Genomic DNA, 13,995 nt, shown 5'->3' with positions numbered 1-13,995 from the left:
GTTGCGCTCCTTGGCTTTTCGCTGTTACTGCGCCGCCTGCGCATACCGCGGCTCGCGGCTTCGGGTGCCGATCACTGCGGCGATCAGGTAGATGGTCGCGGCGGCGCTCATGATGGTGAAGGTGGCTGGCGCCGCGGGAACGGCGTAGGCGATGGTGACGCCAATCCAGATCGCGGCGGTGGCCAAGACGGCAGACAGGCAGAACCCCCGCCAGGGACGGGCCGTTAGCCGCATGGCGGCTGCAGCCGGCGCGGCGAGCAGGCCGAGGACGACAAGCGCGCCGATGATTTGAGTGGCCTCGGCGACGGTGACGCCGACGATGACCAAGAAGAGGGAGCCGAGCAGCCGGGTCGGAACGCCGGCGGCCTGGGCGATGCCCGGATCGATGGTGGCGAACAGCAGCGGGCGCGCGATTATGATCAGCACGACACCCACGCCGGTGGCGACCGCCAGCGCCACGGCACTCGCCTGGTCGTTGATCCCAAAAATACTGCCGAACAAGACATTGACGTTCGCTGTGCCATAGTTACCGCTGCCATGGGTGGTGTAGTACGTCAATAGCAGCGCGCCCAGGCCGAGTATCCAGGAGAAAAACGAGCCGATGGCGACATCGTCGGCGCCACGACGGCTGATCAAGCCGAGCGCGATTCCGGCGATGATGGTCGCGGCGAACAATCCCACGCGCGGGTCGAGCCCGGCAACTAGAGCCGCCATGGCGCCGGTGTAGGCGATATGTCCTTGTGCGTCGCCGGCGAACACCTGGCCGCGCAACACAAGGAAGTAACCGGCCAGCCCGCACACCACCGCCACCGCAGTCCCGGCCACCAGCGCATGGGTGATGAAGGGGTGGGCGAGCATATTCGTCAAGCCGCTCAGTGGCCCGGACGCGTAGGCGGGCCCATCGTGGACCGTCATGCCGCCACCGCAGGACGAATCGGCGAACGCTGTCGGTCGATCCGCCGTAGTGTCCGCTCGACGCTCGCCCGGTAGCCAACCGCCAGCAAGTAGACGCCGAACGCGAAACTGCTCACCCAGAACCCGATGGGATACGGAGAATAGAACGCGCAACCGATCCCCACCCACGTCACGGCGACCGCGATGAGGACCGAGAGCGCAATGCCCGTCGCGGGACGGGCGGTGAGGTGGAATGCGGCCGCGGGCGGAGCTACCAGCAGCGCGAATACTAAGAGGCTGCCGGTAATCTGGCTGGCACCGGCAGCGGCGGCGCCAAGCACCAGCAGGAACATCCCGGCGACGAATCGGGTCGGGACGCCGTTGGCGGCTGCGGCATCGGGGTCGATCGAGGCCCACAGCAGGGGACGCCCGATCGCGGCCAGCACAGCAAGGCACACCACTGCGGCGATCAGCAGCACCCGAAGCTGCTCGGCGCTGACTCCGGCGATGGTGCCGAAGAGCAGGTTGGTAAGCCCGGAGAGGAATCCGTGATAGAGACTGACGAACAGGAATCCGGTCGCCAGTGCGAGAGCTTGAATCGTGCCGATTCCCGCGGATTCCTCACTGAGGCCGCCCATCTCGCGTGCCGGGTTCGACGTGGGCAGAAACGCGATCGCGGCTGCGGCGCCGATGCAGGCCGCGAAGTAGCCGTAGCCGGTGGCCACGCCGAGCCACGCCGCGGCGGCGGCGCCGGGGAAGCCGACGATGGCCAGCGTGTGCCCGGCGAAGCTTTCCTTGCGCAGCACCATTACCCATCCGACCACGCCGGCGAGTACGGCGACGACCGTGCCGGCACGAAACGCGGTCACCATGAACGGGTAGGCCCACATCTGCTGGACGTCGGTGATCAGATTCCAGGTCAGCTGCGGATTCATGCCTGGGCTCGCGCGGTCTGCGGGGGAGGAGCGTCGGGCTGGCCGACGACGAATAAGCGCCCGGCCCGGTCGTGGAGGACTTCGATCGGGATGCCGTAGAGCGCGCTGAGTTGATCGGCGGTGATTACCTCCTCGGGAGTTCCGATCACGGCCGACCCGCCAGCGATGTAGATGACGCGATCCAGGTACGGCAGGATCGGGTTCACGTCGTGGGCCACCATGATCACCGCGACGTGCTCGCGGCGGCAGATGTCGCCCACCAGAGCGCAGATCCCGGCCTGGCTGGGCACATCGAGGCTATCGAGGGGCTCGTCGAGCAAGATCAGTTCCGGCTGACGGATCAGTGCTTGTGCGATCAGCAGCCGCTGTTGTTCGCCACCCGAGCAGCGGCCGATCGGGCGCTGGGCATACTTCGTCGCGCCGACCAGTTCGATTACATGTTCAAGCCGTCTCTGACGTTCCGCGAACCGTCGCGGGGCGAGAAGCCGGCTCAAGAAGGGGATGGGTGTTCCCCAGCGCGCGCCGTCCAATCCCAGGGCCACCACGTCGATGCCGCGGATGGGCACGGCGGCGTCGAATGCGCGCCGCTGGGGCAGATTCCCGATCCGGTTATTGCGCCGGCCGGGGCGCTCGCCCAGCACCTCAACCGTGCCGTGCGCCGGGGCCAGCCCCAATAGGACTTTCAGCAGGGTCGACTTTCCGCAGCCATTGGGACCGAGTACCGCGACGAACTCTCCGGCGGCGACATCGAGGGAGACATCCGACCACACCGTCTTGCCGCCCACCACGGCTGAAGCGCCGCGCATCCGGACCGCGATCTCCTCGGTCGCTGGGGCTCGGTCGACCTGCAGTTCGGCGGGTCCGGGGCGTGCGCTGGTCATCACTGTCCTGTCGCGGTGTGCAGAGCATCCGCCAGGGCAGACAACTGTGCGGATTGCCAATCTTGAAACGACGTGTTCGCCGGTGACAGAGTCTCTGTCACCGTAGTGACGGGAATGCCCTGCTTCTTGGCTGCGTCGACCTGCGCCCGCACATCCGGGTTGTTGTTTTGGCTGTTCAACACGTATACCTTGATCGCCTTGGTAGCGATCTGGTGGTCGATGGTCGCCTTGTCCGCCGGTGACGGATCGGTGCCTTCACTGATTGCCTTGAGGAACTCTGGCGGCGTAATCAGGTTGAGCCCCAACGCATCCGAGAGCGGAGCAAAGATTGATTCGCTGGCCCCTACCGGCACCCCACCGTATTTGGCTTTGATGGTGGCGATCAAGCTGTGGTAGTTGGACAGGCCCTGGTTGAGGAACCGTGAGTTCTGCTGATCGAAATATGCCGAGTCGTTCGGGTCCGCCTTCTTGTAAGCGGCGGTGATCGCATTGGCCACCTTGGAGACCGAGTTAGGCGAATACCATTGGTGCGGATTGCCTCCCGCGCCGACTCCCACAGTGTCACCGACATTGACAACGGCGCGCTTCGGATTCGGATCGGAGGCGACCAATTTGTCGGCCCACGCGTCGTAGCCGATGCCATTTTCAACCACGATCGTCGCGTCGGCGACCGAGCGCGCATCTGCAGCCGATGGCTCGTAGCTGTGCGGGTCGGTGTCGGGGTTGGTGATGAGGCTGGTTTGCTGCACTCGGTCGCCGCCGAGCTGGGCGGCGATGCTGCCCCACGCGTTGATGGTCGCGACAACCGTGATTTTGGAACCGGTGCCGGTGCTGCTGGTGCCACCGGGTCCAGCTTGCGGCCCGTTGTTGGTGCTACACGCAACGCCGCCGAGGAGCATCGCGGCCGTGCTTACCGCCGCCAATACTGCCACCTTGCGCCGCGCAGATTGTCTCTTCACCAAGCGCTCCCCATTGTCATTATTGGAAATGGTTTTCATTAGCGATACGGCTGGATCATAGCACCTGTCTGCGCGGTTTGCACCCAAGGCAGGGGCCGCCGCTCGGATGTGCGGCCAGGTTCGCCGCGGGTTGCGAGACACGGGAATTGAGGTTGCACAGTCCGCCCACGGTGCACGGAACGCAGACAGCATTCCGTACGAAGAGCCGGCGCTTGTGCTCAGCTGTTGGGATAGGTGCCGGCGCTGCGGGGATCGTTGCCGCCGCTGTCGGTTGCCAGGCGTTCGGGGCAGTAGGCCATGGCGGCGGCTTTGGCGAACTGGGCGGCCTTAGCCATGGTGAAGGATGGGTTGAGATCGCGGATGTCGCGGATGATGTCGAGTTGTGATGTTCCGGAGTTGGCGAGGTCGCAGACTTTTTGGCCGGCTTTGATGGCGTGGTCGGGGTCGTGGTAGGTGATGCCGGCGTTGGTGAGTGCGGCGAGGAAGGCGTCGTCGGCGGGGTCGGCGTGGGCCGGTGCGGCCAGGCCGATCAGGGCGGCGAGGCTTGTCAGCAGCGGTAGGGCTTTCATGTGGCGTTAACCGGCGGCGGGTGGGCGGCCGATGACGCGGGGCCGGAACCCGTAGATCGGGTCGGCGAATTCATCCTCGTGCGCCCCCGGAACGCCGGCTAGCGGCACGCCGGGCATGCCCACTGCTCCGGCTTCTTCCATCACCATCGGGGTGGCCGCGCCGAAGCTGTGGTAGGCCCCGGCGCCGACCTGCGTTGTGGCCGCGACGGTGCTGACGGTGGCGCCGCTGCCGGCCCAGGTCGGCGGGACCGACAGGGCCCCCACCAGACTGGCCTGCCCTACTGCGGCGGTGGCGGCCGCGCCCGGCAGGCTGGTCGTCGAGGACACCGCAGCCGCCCCACCAAGGCCGGCGGCCAGGTCCTCCAGCCCTGAGGTGGTCGCCCCTTGTACGGCGGCGTTCGCGACGGCTGTCGCGGCGGGATCTATCATTGTCGTCGGGTTCAGGATGCCGTTGGTGGTAAAGGCGTTCGACAGGCCCGAGACGCTGTTGTTGTTGAGGAAAGCCCCCAGCAGATTCGGGTTGGAATTGCTGAAAATGTTCAGCAACCCGGAAAGTCCGGTGGTGTCTGAACCCGAGCCGGGCGTGAATATGTTGTTTCCCGCGCCGGCGGCCAACGGGGCGGCCAGGGCGTTGGCATTGGTCACCGCATCGGCCTGCAACGCCGTTGCGTCCGCGCTGGTGTCGGACTGCGGGTCGCTAAACGGCGTCATTTGCGTGGCGGCCCGCGACGCCGTGGTGTAGCTGGTCATCGCCGAGGCATCTTGGGCCCACATCTCGCCGTATTGCGCCTCGGTCGTCGCGATCGCCCCGCTGTTTTGGCCGATGATGTTGGTAGCCACCAGGTTCGCCAGCAGCGTGCGGTTAGCGGCCACCAGCGGCGGGGGCACCGTCGCGGCGAACGCGGCCTCGTAGGCGGCAGCGGCCGCGTTGGCCGCAGCGCCGGCCTGCTCGGCCTGCGTGGCGGTGGTGCTCATCCACTGCAGATACGGCTGCAGTGCCGCCGCCATCTTCGCCGACGCCGGACCCAGCCAGCCCTCACTGACCAGCGAACGGATCACCGCGTCGTAATTACTTGCCGCCGAACGCATCTCAGCAGCGATCGCGTTCCAGGCCGCCGCGGCGGCCAGCATCGACCCCGATCCAGGTCCGGCATACATCTTGGCCGAGTTGACTTCCGGCGGCAACGCCCCAAAGTTCAGCATGACATCTCCTCCTGACGTCTCTTAACCGGCGGCCGGCGGACGTGGCATGACCACGGGCCGAAACCCGTACCGGGGGATGGCGCGGCGCAACCGCTTGCCGGTGCCCCCCAGCGGCCCGGCCACCCCACCCGGCCCGCCCGCAGCCGGCGTCCCGGCCGACCCGATATCACTGAGCCCGGTGACCGGCGCCGGCCCCTGACCGGCACTGATCGTGGCCGCATTGCTCCAGCTCGGCGGCACCGACATCGAACCGACCAGATGCGCGTTACCGATTCCCGCCGACGCGCCCCCCGCGCTGACCGACCCCACCGAGTTGGCGCTCAGGCTGGTGACGGCGGCCTCGGCACCGCCGGTGAAGTCGTCCAAACCACCCAGCGTCGTCGCCGTGGTCTGCAGGAAGTTGAAGCCCTCGACGGTTGAAATGATGGATTGCGGGTTAAACGGGCCACCGGCCAGCGAACCATTCAGGATCGAGTTAGCGAAAAAGTTACTGCTCAAGAACTGGCCCGCGGCCGTGTTGTTGGTGTTGCCGAAGAATTGCGTCAGGTAATCGTAGAGCGATCCCGACGCCTGCGGAGCGGCCAGGGCGTTGACGTCATTGGCCGGGTCCGCCGACAGCAGTGACTGCGCATTGCCGGCCGCCGAGTTCAATGCCTGAGAGACCGCCTCGTTTTGCCCGGTTGCCGCATCAGGGGTCGTGTTGGTCTGCGGCGAGGTGAACGGTGTCATCTGCGCCGCGGCGTTGGAGGCGGTGGCGTAGCCGTTCATCGCGCCGGCGTCTTGCGCCCACATCTCCATATACTGGGCTTCGGTGGCCGCGATCGCCGGGGTGTTCTGCCCGAAAATGTTGGAGGCCACTAGGTTCGCCAGCAAAGTACGGTTGGCCGCAACGACCGGCGGGGGCACCGTCATCCCGAACGCCGCCTCGAAAGCGGTGGCGGCCGCATGAGCCTGCATCCCCGCCTGTTCAGCCTGCGCAGCAGTGGCGTTGAGCCACGCGAGATACTGCGCGGCCGCCGCCATCATCGACGCCGACGACGGACCAATCCAACCCGCGCTGCTCAGTTCCCGAATCACCGATTCGTAATCGGTTGCCGCGGAACGCATTTCAGCGGCCAGGGCATTCCAGGCCGCCGCAGCGGCAAGCAACGGCCCCGACCCCGGGCCGGAATACATCCTCGTCGAATTGACTTCCGGCGGTAACGCCGCAAAATCCAGCATGATTCCCCCTCCGCTTACCGGCCCGCAGCTACGTTGGCTGGCTCGATGACCGCGTTCGACGCGAATTCAGTCCACGCCGAGTCGACGATCTGAGAACTGGCGAGGGCCGACCGGGACAGAGACCTCGCGCTAGGTTTTGCGTTTGAAGCCGCGATGTCATGGTGGTGGCGGACATTGGGTTTCATCGGCGGCCTTCGAATTGGGTGTCGCGGGCAGTTCTGTCTTGGCCCTGTTCGGGTAGTGCTTCACGCAGGTCTTGCGGCCAGTCACCGAATGGATCTTCGTAGTCGAGCCATTCCTGTGGCGAGCGGAATTCAGCGTCGGTAAGCAGCGCGCCTTCGAGAGCACGGAGAATTTCGGCGGGGTTGGCGCTGTACACCAGAACGGTCATGGCCGTGTGTCTATCGCCGTACTGCTCGTCCCACCGCAACTCGGCGAAGACACGTCGCTCGGCGTCAACTTTGGCAAGCTCGGGCCCCGTCAAGGCGGCCAGCCATCTGCCGGCCGAACTGATCCGCAATCCACCACCGGCCGATTCCCACCACATCGCCTGCTCGTTTTCACTGGCCAACCACAGCCGTCCCCGGCTGCGAATGACGCCATCTAACAGCAGGTCCAGACACGCGTGGAGACGTTGCGGGTGAAACGGGCGCCGGCTATTGAATTCGATGAGGCTGATCGGGCCCCGCGAATCCAGCGGCGGCTGTCCGGCCAGCAGCGGGGCGTGCGGATCGTCGCTTTGACCGCGGCGGGCATCGCGGTACAGGTTGTCGAGGGCGTGCTCGATGCCGTCAGCGCCGACATGAATGCGTGCCCGTGGTGACAGACGACGCAATATTGCGGCCAGCAACGGGTCGCCGTGGTTGAGCACCACGAGGTCAGCGAATTCGGCTTGGCAGGCGACAACTTGGGCACGGGAGCGTCCGTCGTCGAGCACAGCGTCCCCGAGCACCTGTCTGAGCCACACCGACGAATCGACACAGGCCACCACGGCCGCGATCGACACGTCCAGTGCCGCAGGTCCATCGATGTATCCGGGTGCCACGCGTACCCGAACGTGGTGGATGGCAATGCAGATCGGTTCGGGTTCGAGCCACGGGGCCAGCTGTACCACGATGCGGTCGACGCCGTCACAGCGATGCAACTGGCGCAGCAACACCAGCAAGTCGTTGCGGATTGTGCAGGACGGGCACCCGTGATCGAGTTCGAGCTTGGCCTCCGAGGTTGTCGACAGACCGCGTTGCAGGGTTGTCATCGTCCGCTGCACCGCATCACCGTCGAAGCGGTGCTCTACGACCAGTGTCCCGGGTGTGCGCAGCAGGGCCGCCGCCACCGTGTCGGTGCCTTGCTGGCCAGCGACCAGAATGACGGGTGTCCGCATTGGACCTCTTATTGATAATCGTTTTCATTAGTGATTGTCCGTACGGTACCTCCTCGCAGACCGGTTGTCGAAACTTATTCACGTCAAGGTCATTCGGGACAGGCTGATGCCACTGCGGTAAAGGTGGCAGACGCTTTTGCTCGCGCCGTCGGGCGCGGGGCCGCGCAACTGATGCGTCGGGTAGGTCAATGGCGTCGGCAGCAGTGAACCACTTTCGCGTTCAACGGCTACCCTCGGCAGCCATTCCCAGCAAACATGAAGACGTATTCATATGGCACATGTCACGTATGCTTTCGGCCATGGGACACGGACCCGAGAGCCGCGATCGCCGGGCCTCGCGATTTGACGCCCATGCCATCGAGCATGTGGCGACCATGTTGCAGGCGTTCGGTGCACCGAGCCGGTTGCTGATCTTGATCGAACTGCGCCACGGACCCCGGCCGGTCGCCGAACTGGCGGACGCCATCGGGATGGAACAGTCGGCAGTGTCACACCAGCTGCGCCTGCTGCGCAACCTCGGCTTGGTCGTGGGCAACCGCGCCGGGCGCCACATCATCTACACCCTCTATGACAACCACGTCTCCGAGCTACTCGATCAAGCCATTTACCACAGCGAACACCTGCGGTTGGGCATCCCTGATCGAAGCCGAACGGCCGGTTAAGCGCTCAGGAGAGGGACGAGTCGCGTTACGTCACCGGCCAGCAGCTCTTTGTCGATGCCGGGGCCGCGCTCAAGCTCGGCATGTAGAACAGTAATCACAGGTCCTTTGGCGGATAACCGGACTCGGGAGACGACCCGCCCCGCTGATGGCACTGGCGCCCCGCGCCCGGGTGAGGCGCGGCGTCAAACGCAGTCCCGACCAGGTCGGAAAAATCTAGCTGAACATTTGATAAGACAGTGTTTCGACACGGGATTAGAGACGGTGTCGGCTCTAATGTGATGGAGATGAGTATCGAGTACTACCTGCAGAAGGTTCCCGTCGAATCCGTCGAGCCGGGTTTCTCGTTGGCCATCGATGAAGACGGCGACTACCGGCTGTTCCAGGTCGAATGCACCCAGAGGTCGCATCGGGTCGGCACCCCCATCATGTACAAGCTCATCTCCGAGCCCGTCAACGGCGGCGATCCCTGGGTGCTGGAGTGCGAAGAGGGCACGCCGGTCGTCCGGATTCTCGGCGTCGGCAAGGCGGCGTCCTAGGTCGTTGCCGCCGGCTTGGCCGCGACGACGAACTGCACCACGCGCTGCGTCTGCTGTTCGATGTCGACGAGCCCGGCCGACGAGAACAGGTCGACGAAGTCGCGCCGGCCGAACACCGTGAGACCGATGATGCGCGCGACCGCGGTCATCAGGTGCCGCACCGCTGCCGCATCGGGGGCGTAGCTGGTCAGGATCGCTATCCGGCCGCCGGGCCGCAACACCCGCACCATCTCGGCGGCCACCCGGAACGGCTCGGGCATCAAGTACAGCGCACCGAAACAGCAAACAGCGTCGAAGGTTTCGTCGCCGAACGGCAACATGCGGGCATCGCCGCGGACATAACAGGTGTGCGGCCCGCTGTTGTCGGCGACGGCCCGCGTCAGCATCGACTCGGAGATATCGAATCCGACCGCCAGGCCGCCGTCGGTCAGTTCGGCGGCCAGGGGGGCGGTGAAATTGCCTGGGCCACAAGCGACATCGAGCAGCCGGTGCGCGGTCGGCAGCTGCAGGGCCGACGCCGCCCGGCGCTGTTCGGCCCGGTGGGTGAGGCCGCTGGCGGCGTAGAAGGCGGTCGGTCGCCACAGCCGTTCGTAGACCGTCGCGACGAACGGGCTGTTCATCGCGCGCTGCGCGACGGTCGGCACCGGCGCACTGGTCGATTCGCCCAGCACGTCGAGAAAACCGTGTCGCAGCTCGGCGGTCCGGCTCATCAGGCCGCGGGTCGTCTCGACCGGATCCTGGCGCATCGCCTTGCAGGCTAGCCGACCGTATCGGCGGGTCGGCTGGGAGCGCCGGACCAGGCGCGTGATAATCGTTTTCATCAATGGTCATGAGATTTCAGCCCGGGTGCGATCAGTGAGAGCCGAGCGTCAATCGAGCTTCGGGTCCATGGAAGTCCTGGTCTTCGGTTTGGTGGGATTCGCGATCGCGGGGACCTGGGTGCGCGCCTTTGTGGCGAAGAGCGACGCGTTGGCCACCGCGGGCACCGTGTTCTGCGGCGTCTTCGTCCAGGCCCTGCCGTTTCTGGGCATGGGCGTAGTGGTCAGCGGTTTGATCGCGGTGTTCGTGTCGCCCGAACGGCTGGTGCGCTGGCTGCCCCGGCGACCCGCCGCGGCGGTCGTGGTCGCCGGCGTGGCCGGGGCCGCGCTGCCGGGCTGCGAGTGCGGCTCGGTGCCGGTGGCTCGGCGGCTCTTCGGCGACGGCGGCGCGGCTGGAGCGGCGGCGTTGACGTTCATGCTCGCCGCACCCGCGATCAACCCCGTCGTGGTGGTCGCGACGGCCGTCGCGTTCCCGGGTCAGCCGAAGATGGTCATCGCCAGGGTCGCCGCGTCATTGCTGACCGCAGTGGTGATGGGCTGGGCGTGGTCGCGGTGGGGCCGCACCGAATGGATCACCCGCCGGCTCCCGCAGCACGGCTCGCACAGCCCGGAGGCCGACTCGAAGTGGCTGGTGTTCTGCGAGGTGGCCCGGCACGACTTTCTGCAAGCGGCGGCCTACCTGGTGGTGGGAGCCGCCGCCGCGGCGGCGCTGCACGTGCTGGTGCCGCCGTGGATCTTCGAAAACGTTGGCGCGCATTTGGTTCTCGGCGTCATCGTGATGGCGACGCTGGCCGTCACGCTGGCCGTGTGCTCGGAGGCCGACGCGTTCGTGGCGTCCAGCCTGACGATGGTGCCGCTGATTCCGCGGCTGGTGTTCCTGGTGGTCGGGCCCGCCGTCGACGTCAAGCTGCTGGCGATGCAGTCCGGCATGTTCGGCCGGGCGTTCGCCACCCGCTTCGGCCCGGCGACTTTCGTCGTGGCCACCGTGGTGGCCACCGGAGTCGGCGTGCTGCTGCTGGGCGGTTCTCGATGAAGCGTGAAACCGAGAACACGATCCTGCTGCTGGTCGGGCTGAGCATCGCGCTGATCGTGGCCACCGGCGTGTTCACCCGCTACGTCAAGCCGTCGCTGCTGCCGTGGCTGGTGCTCACCGCCGCGCTGCTGATCGTGCTCGCGCTGGTGTCCATCGTCGGCGACGTCCGCCGCGGCGGACGCGATCACGACGACGGGCATGCCCACCGCGGCGGCGTGGTGTGGTTGCTTGCCGTGCCCATCGTGGTGCTGTGCTTTGTGACGCCCCCGGCCTTGCGGCCCCAGGCCGCCACGGTGACGAACGTCTCCAATGACGTTCTGCGCGTGGCATTTCCGCCGTTACCGCCGGGGCGGGCGCCCGAGATCTCGCTGGCCGAGGCGGTGGTGCGTTCGGCCAACGACAGCACGGGCTCGCTGGACAACCGGCTGATCACGGTCACCGGTTTCGCCCTCAACGAACCCGGCGGAATTGACCTGGCCCGCATCGTCATCATCTGTTGCGCTGCCGACGCCCAACTGGCCCGCATTCATCTGCGCGACCACGACGGCGGCAGCACGGTGCACTTCGCCGACAACACGTGGCTGCGGGTGGAGGGCGTGATTACGCCCGCGCAGCGCCAGCCGCACACGCCGCCGATCCCGACGCTGCGGGCCGTCTCGGTCACGCCCGTGCCCGCTCCGGCAAACCCCTACGCCTAGTCCAAAGCAGGACAAACCTGCTGGTTAGCCAGTTGGGCTCGCCACGGTCGGTGCAGCGATTCAGCTCGGCCAGTGCTGGATCCTGGCTGGCTGCATTACTTGTGATTCTCACCGCAATGGCGCCGAAGATCCACGGAACTCGTGACATCGGTTCGCCTGGTTGTTGCTGCGCCGCCCGCCGACGCCATAGCCTGAGCGAATCGGACCGCAAGATGGGCCGCCGTGGCCGAGCTGATCGGCGCGCGGGCGGAAGAACTCGCCGCGATGGACATCTTCGAGGGATGCGCCATCGAAGACTTGGAGCCGTTGGCGGCCACCCTGCAGCCGCTGCGCGCCGTGGCCGGACAGATTCTGATGCAGCAGGGCGAGCAGGCCGTGTCGTTTCTGCTGATCTCCTCGGGCGCCGCCGAGATCAGACACGTCGGGGCCGACGGCGCGGTGGCGATCGGCCAGACGTCCGCCGGCGCGATCATCGGCGAGATCGCGCTGCTGCGCGATAGCCCCCGGATCGCGACCGTCACCACGCTCGAGCCGCTGACCGGTTGGATCGGTGACAACGATGCGTTCACTCGGCTGGTGCACATCCCGGGCATCATGCCCCGGCTGCTGCGGATGGTGCGCCAGCGGCTGGCCGCCTTCGTCACCCCCATCCCGATACGGATGCGCGACGGCACCCACCTGCTGCTGCGCCCGGTGCTGCCCGGTGACGACGTGCGCACCGTGCACGGCCATATCCAGTTCTCCAGCGAAACGCTGTATCGGCGGTTCATGACGGCCCGGCCGCCCTCACCGGCGTTGATGCACTACCTGTCCGAGGTCGACTACGTCGACCATTTCGTGTGGGTGGTGACCGACGGCGACGACCCGGTGGCCGATGCGCGCTTCGTCCGCGACGAAAAGGATCCGACGGTCGCCGAGATCGCGTTCACCGTCGCCGACGCCTACCAGGGCCGGGGGATCGGGAGCTTCCTGATCGGTGCGCTGTCGATTGCCGCCAAGGTTGACGGGGTCGAAAGGTTCTCCGCGCGAATGCTTTCCGACAATCTGCCGATGCGCGCGATCATGGACCGTCACGGCGCGATCTGGCAACGCGAAGATGTCGGCGTCATCACCACCGTCATCGACGTGCCGCGGCGGCGCGACTTGGGCATCAAGCGTGAATTGGCCGACGAGATCAAGCGCGTCGCCCGGCAGGTGATCGAGGCGCTGGGCTGAATCAGAACACCGGCTGGTGGACGGTCAACTTCGGCGTGATGTCACCGACCAGGTCGTCGTCATACGGGTTGATCGCGACCGGATCGGATCCCTCGGTGAAATCGAGGCCGTCCAGCTCGATCCAGACCGTGTTCGGACTGGTCGTCAGCTCGAAGAAGTAAGTCCGGTTTGTCAGGTCGGTGACCGTGCGGAATTCGGTGTTGTAGATCCCGAAATCCTCGTAGGGCGCGCCGAACGGCACCGAGACGTTGCGCATGATCGCCATCACGCCGGCCACTGCCTGCCGGGTGTCGCGCGGCTCGGGCAGCAGTGCCAAAAAGTACGCCGCACGCTGGAACCGATCGACCGCGTTGACGTTACCGGGCAGCGGCATCTCGCAGCCGGGCTTGGAAAAGTCTTGCTTGGCAAGCAGTTCCAGCTGTTCGTCATAAGTTGGGTCGTTGGTCATCAGGGTGTACTCGCGACCGTGATGCACGACCATGCGACCGTGGTCGAACTCGACGATGGCCGAATCGCCGGACACATCCTCGATCGCGAGGTGGATGGTGGCGTCGTACCCGCGCGCGGTGATCATCACCAGCTGAATGCCGTCCATCAACACCAGCGCCTCGGAAACGGTGGCGGCCTGGTCGAGCAGATACTGGGTCCACAGTCCGACGTGCAATCCCGGCTTGGACGGGTCGCGCGGCCCCAGATCCGTGGATTCCAGATACAGCCCGTGCACGGCCAGGCCGCGTTCGTTGACGCCGTCGAAACTGCCGACGCCGTAGACGGTGGTGACCAGGCTCCCGTAACGGCTGGTCCACTTCAGCGGATTCTGTGCGACGACGGTGTTTCCGGCCGCCACACCGCCGTCACGTTCGCGTCCGCGCGGAAATGCCACGATCATCGGCTCAGTGGATTCTGGCCAGTCCATGCTGCGGCCGGTCAGAACGGACAGCTTGTTGGTGTTCCAGAGGACGCGTGTGCACACATGCGTCAAGCTACTCG

Annotated in this window: 15 protein-coding genes; 5 read left to right on the top strand and 10 right to left on the bottom strand. The window is 66.1% G+C overall.

The features are described 5' to 3' along the window. Positions 1-24: 24 nt before the first annotated feature. The 8 genes from MJO58_RS22120 to mrf all read right to left on the bottom strand — a co-directional run bounded on the left by MJO58_RS22120 (position 25) and on the right by mrf (position 8,043). Positions 25-915 carry a metal ABC transporter permease gene (locus MJO58_RS22120; RefSeq protein ID WP_090605979.1) on the bottom strand — a complete coding sequence of 297 codons (891 nt, stop codon included), beginning with the start codon at positions 913-915 and terminating at the stop codon, positions 25-27. After that, complete coding sequence (locus MJO58_RS22115) at positions 912-1,829, bottom strand: metal ABC transporter permease (RefSeq protein ID WP_239720956.1); 918 nt, start codon at positions 1,827-1,829, stop codon at positions 912-914. The genes MJO58_RS22120 and MJO58_RS22115 overlap by 4 nt, the downstream gene beginning before the upstream one ends. After that, positions 1,826-2,710, bottom strand: coding sequence for a metal ABC transporter ATP-binding protein (locus MJO58_RS22110; RefSeq protein WP_239720954.1), 885 nt, complete (start codon positions 2,708-2,710; stop codon positions 1,826-1,828). The genes MJO58_RS22115 and MJO58_RS22110 overlap by 4 nt, the downstream gene beginning before the upstream one ends. After that, positions 2,710-3,708 (bottom strand): metal ABC transporter solute-binding protein, Zn/Mn family, encoded by a 999-nt coding sequence (locus MJO58_RS22105; RefSeq protein WP_090605970.1) that lies wholly within the window; start codon positions 3,706-3,708, stop codon positions 2,710-2,712. The genes MJO58_RS22110 and MJO58_RS22105 overlap by 1 nt, the downstream gene beginning before the upstream one ends. Positions 3,709-3,887: 179 nt before the next feature. Continuing rightward, the gene (locus MJO58_RS22100; RefSeq protein WP_239720952.1) at positions 3,888-4,238 is read right to left on the bottom strand and encodes a DUF732 domain-containing protein; all 351 of its coding nucleotides are present in this window, start codon (positions 4,236-4,238) and stop codon (positions 3,888-3,890) included. 6 nt (positions 4,239-4,244) lie between these two features. Continuing rightward, positions 4,245-5,441 (bottom strand): PPE family protein, encoded by a 1,197-nt coding sequence (locus MJO58_RS22095; RefSeq protein ID WP_239720951.1) that lies wholly within the window; start codon positions 5,439-5,441, stop codon positions 4,245-4,247. A 21-nt stretch (positions 5,442-5,462) separates the two neighbouring features. Further along, positions 5,463-6,662 (bottom strand): PPE family protein, encoded by a 1,200-nt coding sequence (locus MJO58_RS22090; RefSeq protein ID WP_276553178.1) that lies wholly within the window; start codon positions 6,660-6,662, stop codon positions 5,463-5,465. A 181-nt stretch (positions 6,663-6,843) separates the two neighbouring features. Continuing rightward, positions 6,844-8,043 carry a ribosome hibernation factor-recruiting GTPase MRF gene (mrf, locus tag MJO58_RS22085; RefSeq protein ID WP_350355900.1) on the bottom strand — a complete coding sequence of 400 codons (1,200 nt, stop codon included), beginning with the start codon at positions 8,041-8,043 and terminating at the stop codon, positions 6,844-6,846. A 299-nt stretch (positions 8,044-8,342) separates the two neighbouring features. Between mrf and MJO58_RS22080 the strand changes: the two genes are divergently transcribed. Beyond that, a complete protein-coding gene (locus MJO58_RS22080) occupies positions 8,343-8,705 on the top strand; it encodes an ArsR/SmtB family transcription factor (protein ID WP_239720950.1) in 363 nt (120 codons plus the stop codon). Between the two features lie 284 nt (positions 8,706-8,989). Continuing rightward, the gene (locus tag MJO58_RS22075; RefSeq protein WP_090609570.1) at positions 8,990-9,241 is read left to right on the top strand and encodes a hypothetical protein; all 252 of its coding nucleotides are present in this window, start codon (positions 8,990-8,992) and stop codon (positions 9,239-9,241) included. Here the strand turns inward: MJO58_RS22075 and MJO58_RS22070 are convergent. Beyond that, positions 9,238-9,987: a class I SAM-dependent methyltransferase gene (locus tag MJO58_RS22070; RefSeq protein WP_239720949.1), complete on the bottom strand. Its 750-nt coding sequence runs from the start codon at positions 9,985-9,987 to the stop codon at positions 9,238-9,240. The genes MJO58_RS22075 and MJO58_RS22070 overlap by 4 nt on opposite strands. Before the next feature lie 100 nt (positions 9,988-10,087). On the opposite strand from MJO58_RS22070, the gene MJO58_RS22065 reads away from it, so the two are divergent. The 3 genes from MJO58_RS22065 to pat all read left to right on the top strand — a co-directional run bounded on the left by MJO58_RS22065 (position 10,088) and on the right by pat (position 13,005). Further along, positions 10,088-11,092: a permease gene (locus MJO58_RS22065; RefSeq protein WP_434086259.1), complete on the top strand. Its 1,005-nt coding sequence runs from the start codon at positions 10,088-10,090 to the stop codon at positions 11,090-11,092. Further along, on the top strand, positions 11,089-11,790 hold the full coding sequence (locus MJO58_RS22060; protein WP_239720947.1) for a TIGR03943 family putative permease subunit: 702 nt from the start codon (positions 11,089-11,091) through the stop codon (positions 11,788-11,790). The genes MJO58_RS22065 and MJO58_RS22060 overlap by 4 nt, the downstream gene beginning before the upstream one ends. A gap of 264 nt (positions 11,791-12,054) precedes the next feature. Beyond that, positions 12,055-13,005: an acetyltransferase Pat gene (pat, locus tag MJO58_RS22055; RefSeq protein ID WP_239723390.1), complete on the top strand. Its 951-nt coding sequence runs from the start codon at positions 12,055-12,057 to the stop codon at positions 13,003-13,005. Between the two features lies 1 nt (position 13,006). Here the strand turns inward: pat and MJO58_RS22050 are convergent, their stop codons facing one another. Beyond that, on the bottom strand, positions 13,007-13,978 hold the full coding sequence (locus MJO58_RS22050; protein ID WP_090605962.1) for a linear amide C-N hydrolase: 972 nt from the start codon (positions 13,976-13,978) through the stop codon (positions 13,007-13,009). Positions 13,979-13,995: the final 17 nt, after the last annotated feature.

Origin of the sequence: Mycobacterium lentiflavum (assembly GCF_022374895.2) — a bacterium.
GTDB lineage: Bacteria > Actinomycetota > Actinomycetes > Mycobacteriales > Mycobacteriaceae > Mycobacterium > Mycobacterium lentiflavum.
The sequence above is the reverse complement of the archived record's forward strand: the minus strand, read 5'-3'. Positions and strand labels throughout refer to the sequence as shown.

What these genes read in the sequence shown, in the direction of transcription:
- MJO58_RS22120 (WP_090605979.1), bottom strand. Translation starts at nt 915, where the DNA reads ATGACGGTCCACGATGGGCCCGCCTACGCGTCCGGGCCACTGAGCGGC.
- MJO58_RS22115 (WP_239720956.1), bottom strand. Translation starts at nt 1,829, where the DNA reads ATGAATCCGCAGCTGACCTGGAATCTGATCACCGACGTCCAGCAGATG.
- MJO58_RS22110 (WP_239720954.1), bottom strand. Translation starts at nt 2,710, where the DNA reads ATGACCAGCGCACGCCCCGGACCCGCCGAACTGCAGGTCGACCGAGCC.
- MJO58_RS22105 (WP_090605970.1), bottom strand. Translation starts at nt 3,708, where the DNA reads ATGAAAACCATTTCCAATAATGACAATGGGGAGCGCTTGGTGAAGAGA.
- MJO58_RS22100 (WP_239720952.1), bottom strand. Translation starts at nt 4,238, where the DNA reads ATGAAAGCCCTACCGCTGCTGACAAGCCTCGCCGCCCTGATCGGCCTG.
- MJO58_RS22095 (WP_239720951.1), bottom strand. Translation starts at nt 5,441, where the DNA reads ATGCTGAACTTTGGGGCGTTGCCGCCGGAAGTCAACTCGGCCAAGATG.
- MJO58_RS22090 (WP_276553178.1), bottom strand. Translation starts at nt 6,662, where the DNA reads ATGCTGGATTTTGCGGCGTTACCGCCGGAAGTCAATTCGACGAGGATG.
- mrf (WP_350355900.1), bottom strand. Translation starts at nt 8,043, where the DNA reads ATGCGGACACCCGTCATTCTGGTCGCTGGCCAGCAAGGCACCGACACG.
- MJO58_RS22080 (WP_239720950.1), top strand. Translation starts at nt 8,343, where the DNA reads ATGGGACACGGACCCGAGAGCCGCGATCGCCGGGCCTCGCGATTTGAC.
- MJO58_RS22075 (WP_090609570.1), top strand. Translation starts at nt 8,990, where the DNA reads ATGAGTATCGAGTACTACCTGCAGAAGGTTCCCGTCGAATCCGTCGAG.
- MJO58_RS22070 (WP_239720949.1), bottom strand. Translation starts at nt 9,987, where the DNA reads ATGCGCCAGGATCCGGTCGAGACGACCCGCGGCCTGATGAGCCGGACC.
- MJO58_RS22060 (WP_239720947.1), top strand. Translation starts at nt 11,089, where the DNA reads ATGAAGCGTGAAACCGAGAACACGATCCTGCTGCTGGTCGGGCTGAGC.
- pat (WP_239723390.1), top strand. Translation starts at nt 12,055, where the DNA reads ATGGACATCTTCGAGGGATGCGCCATCGAAGACTTGGAGCCGTTGGCG.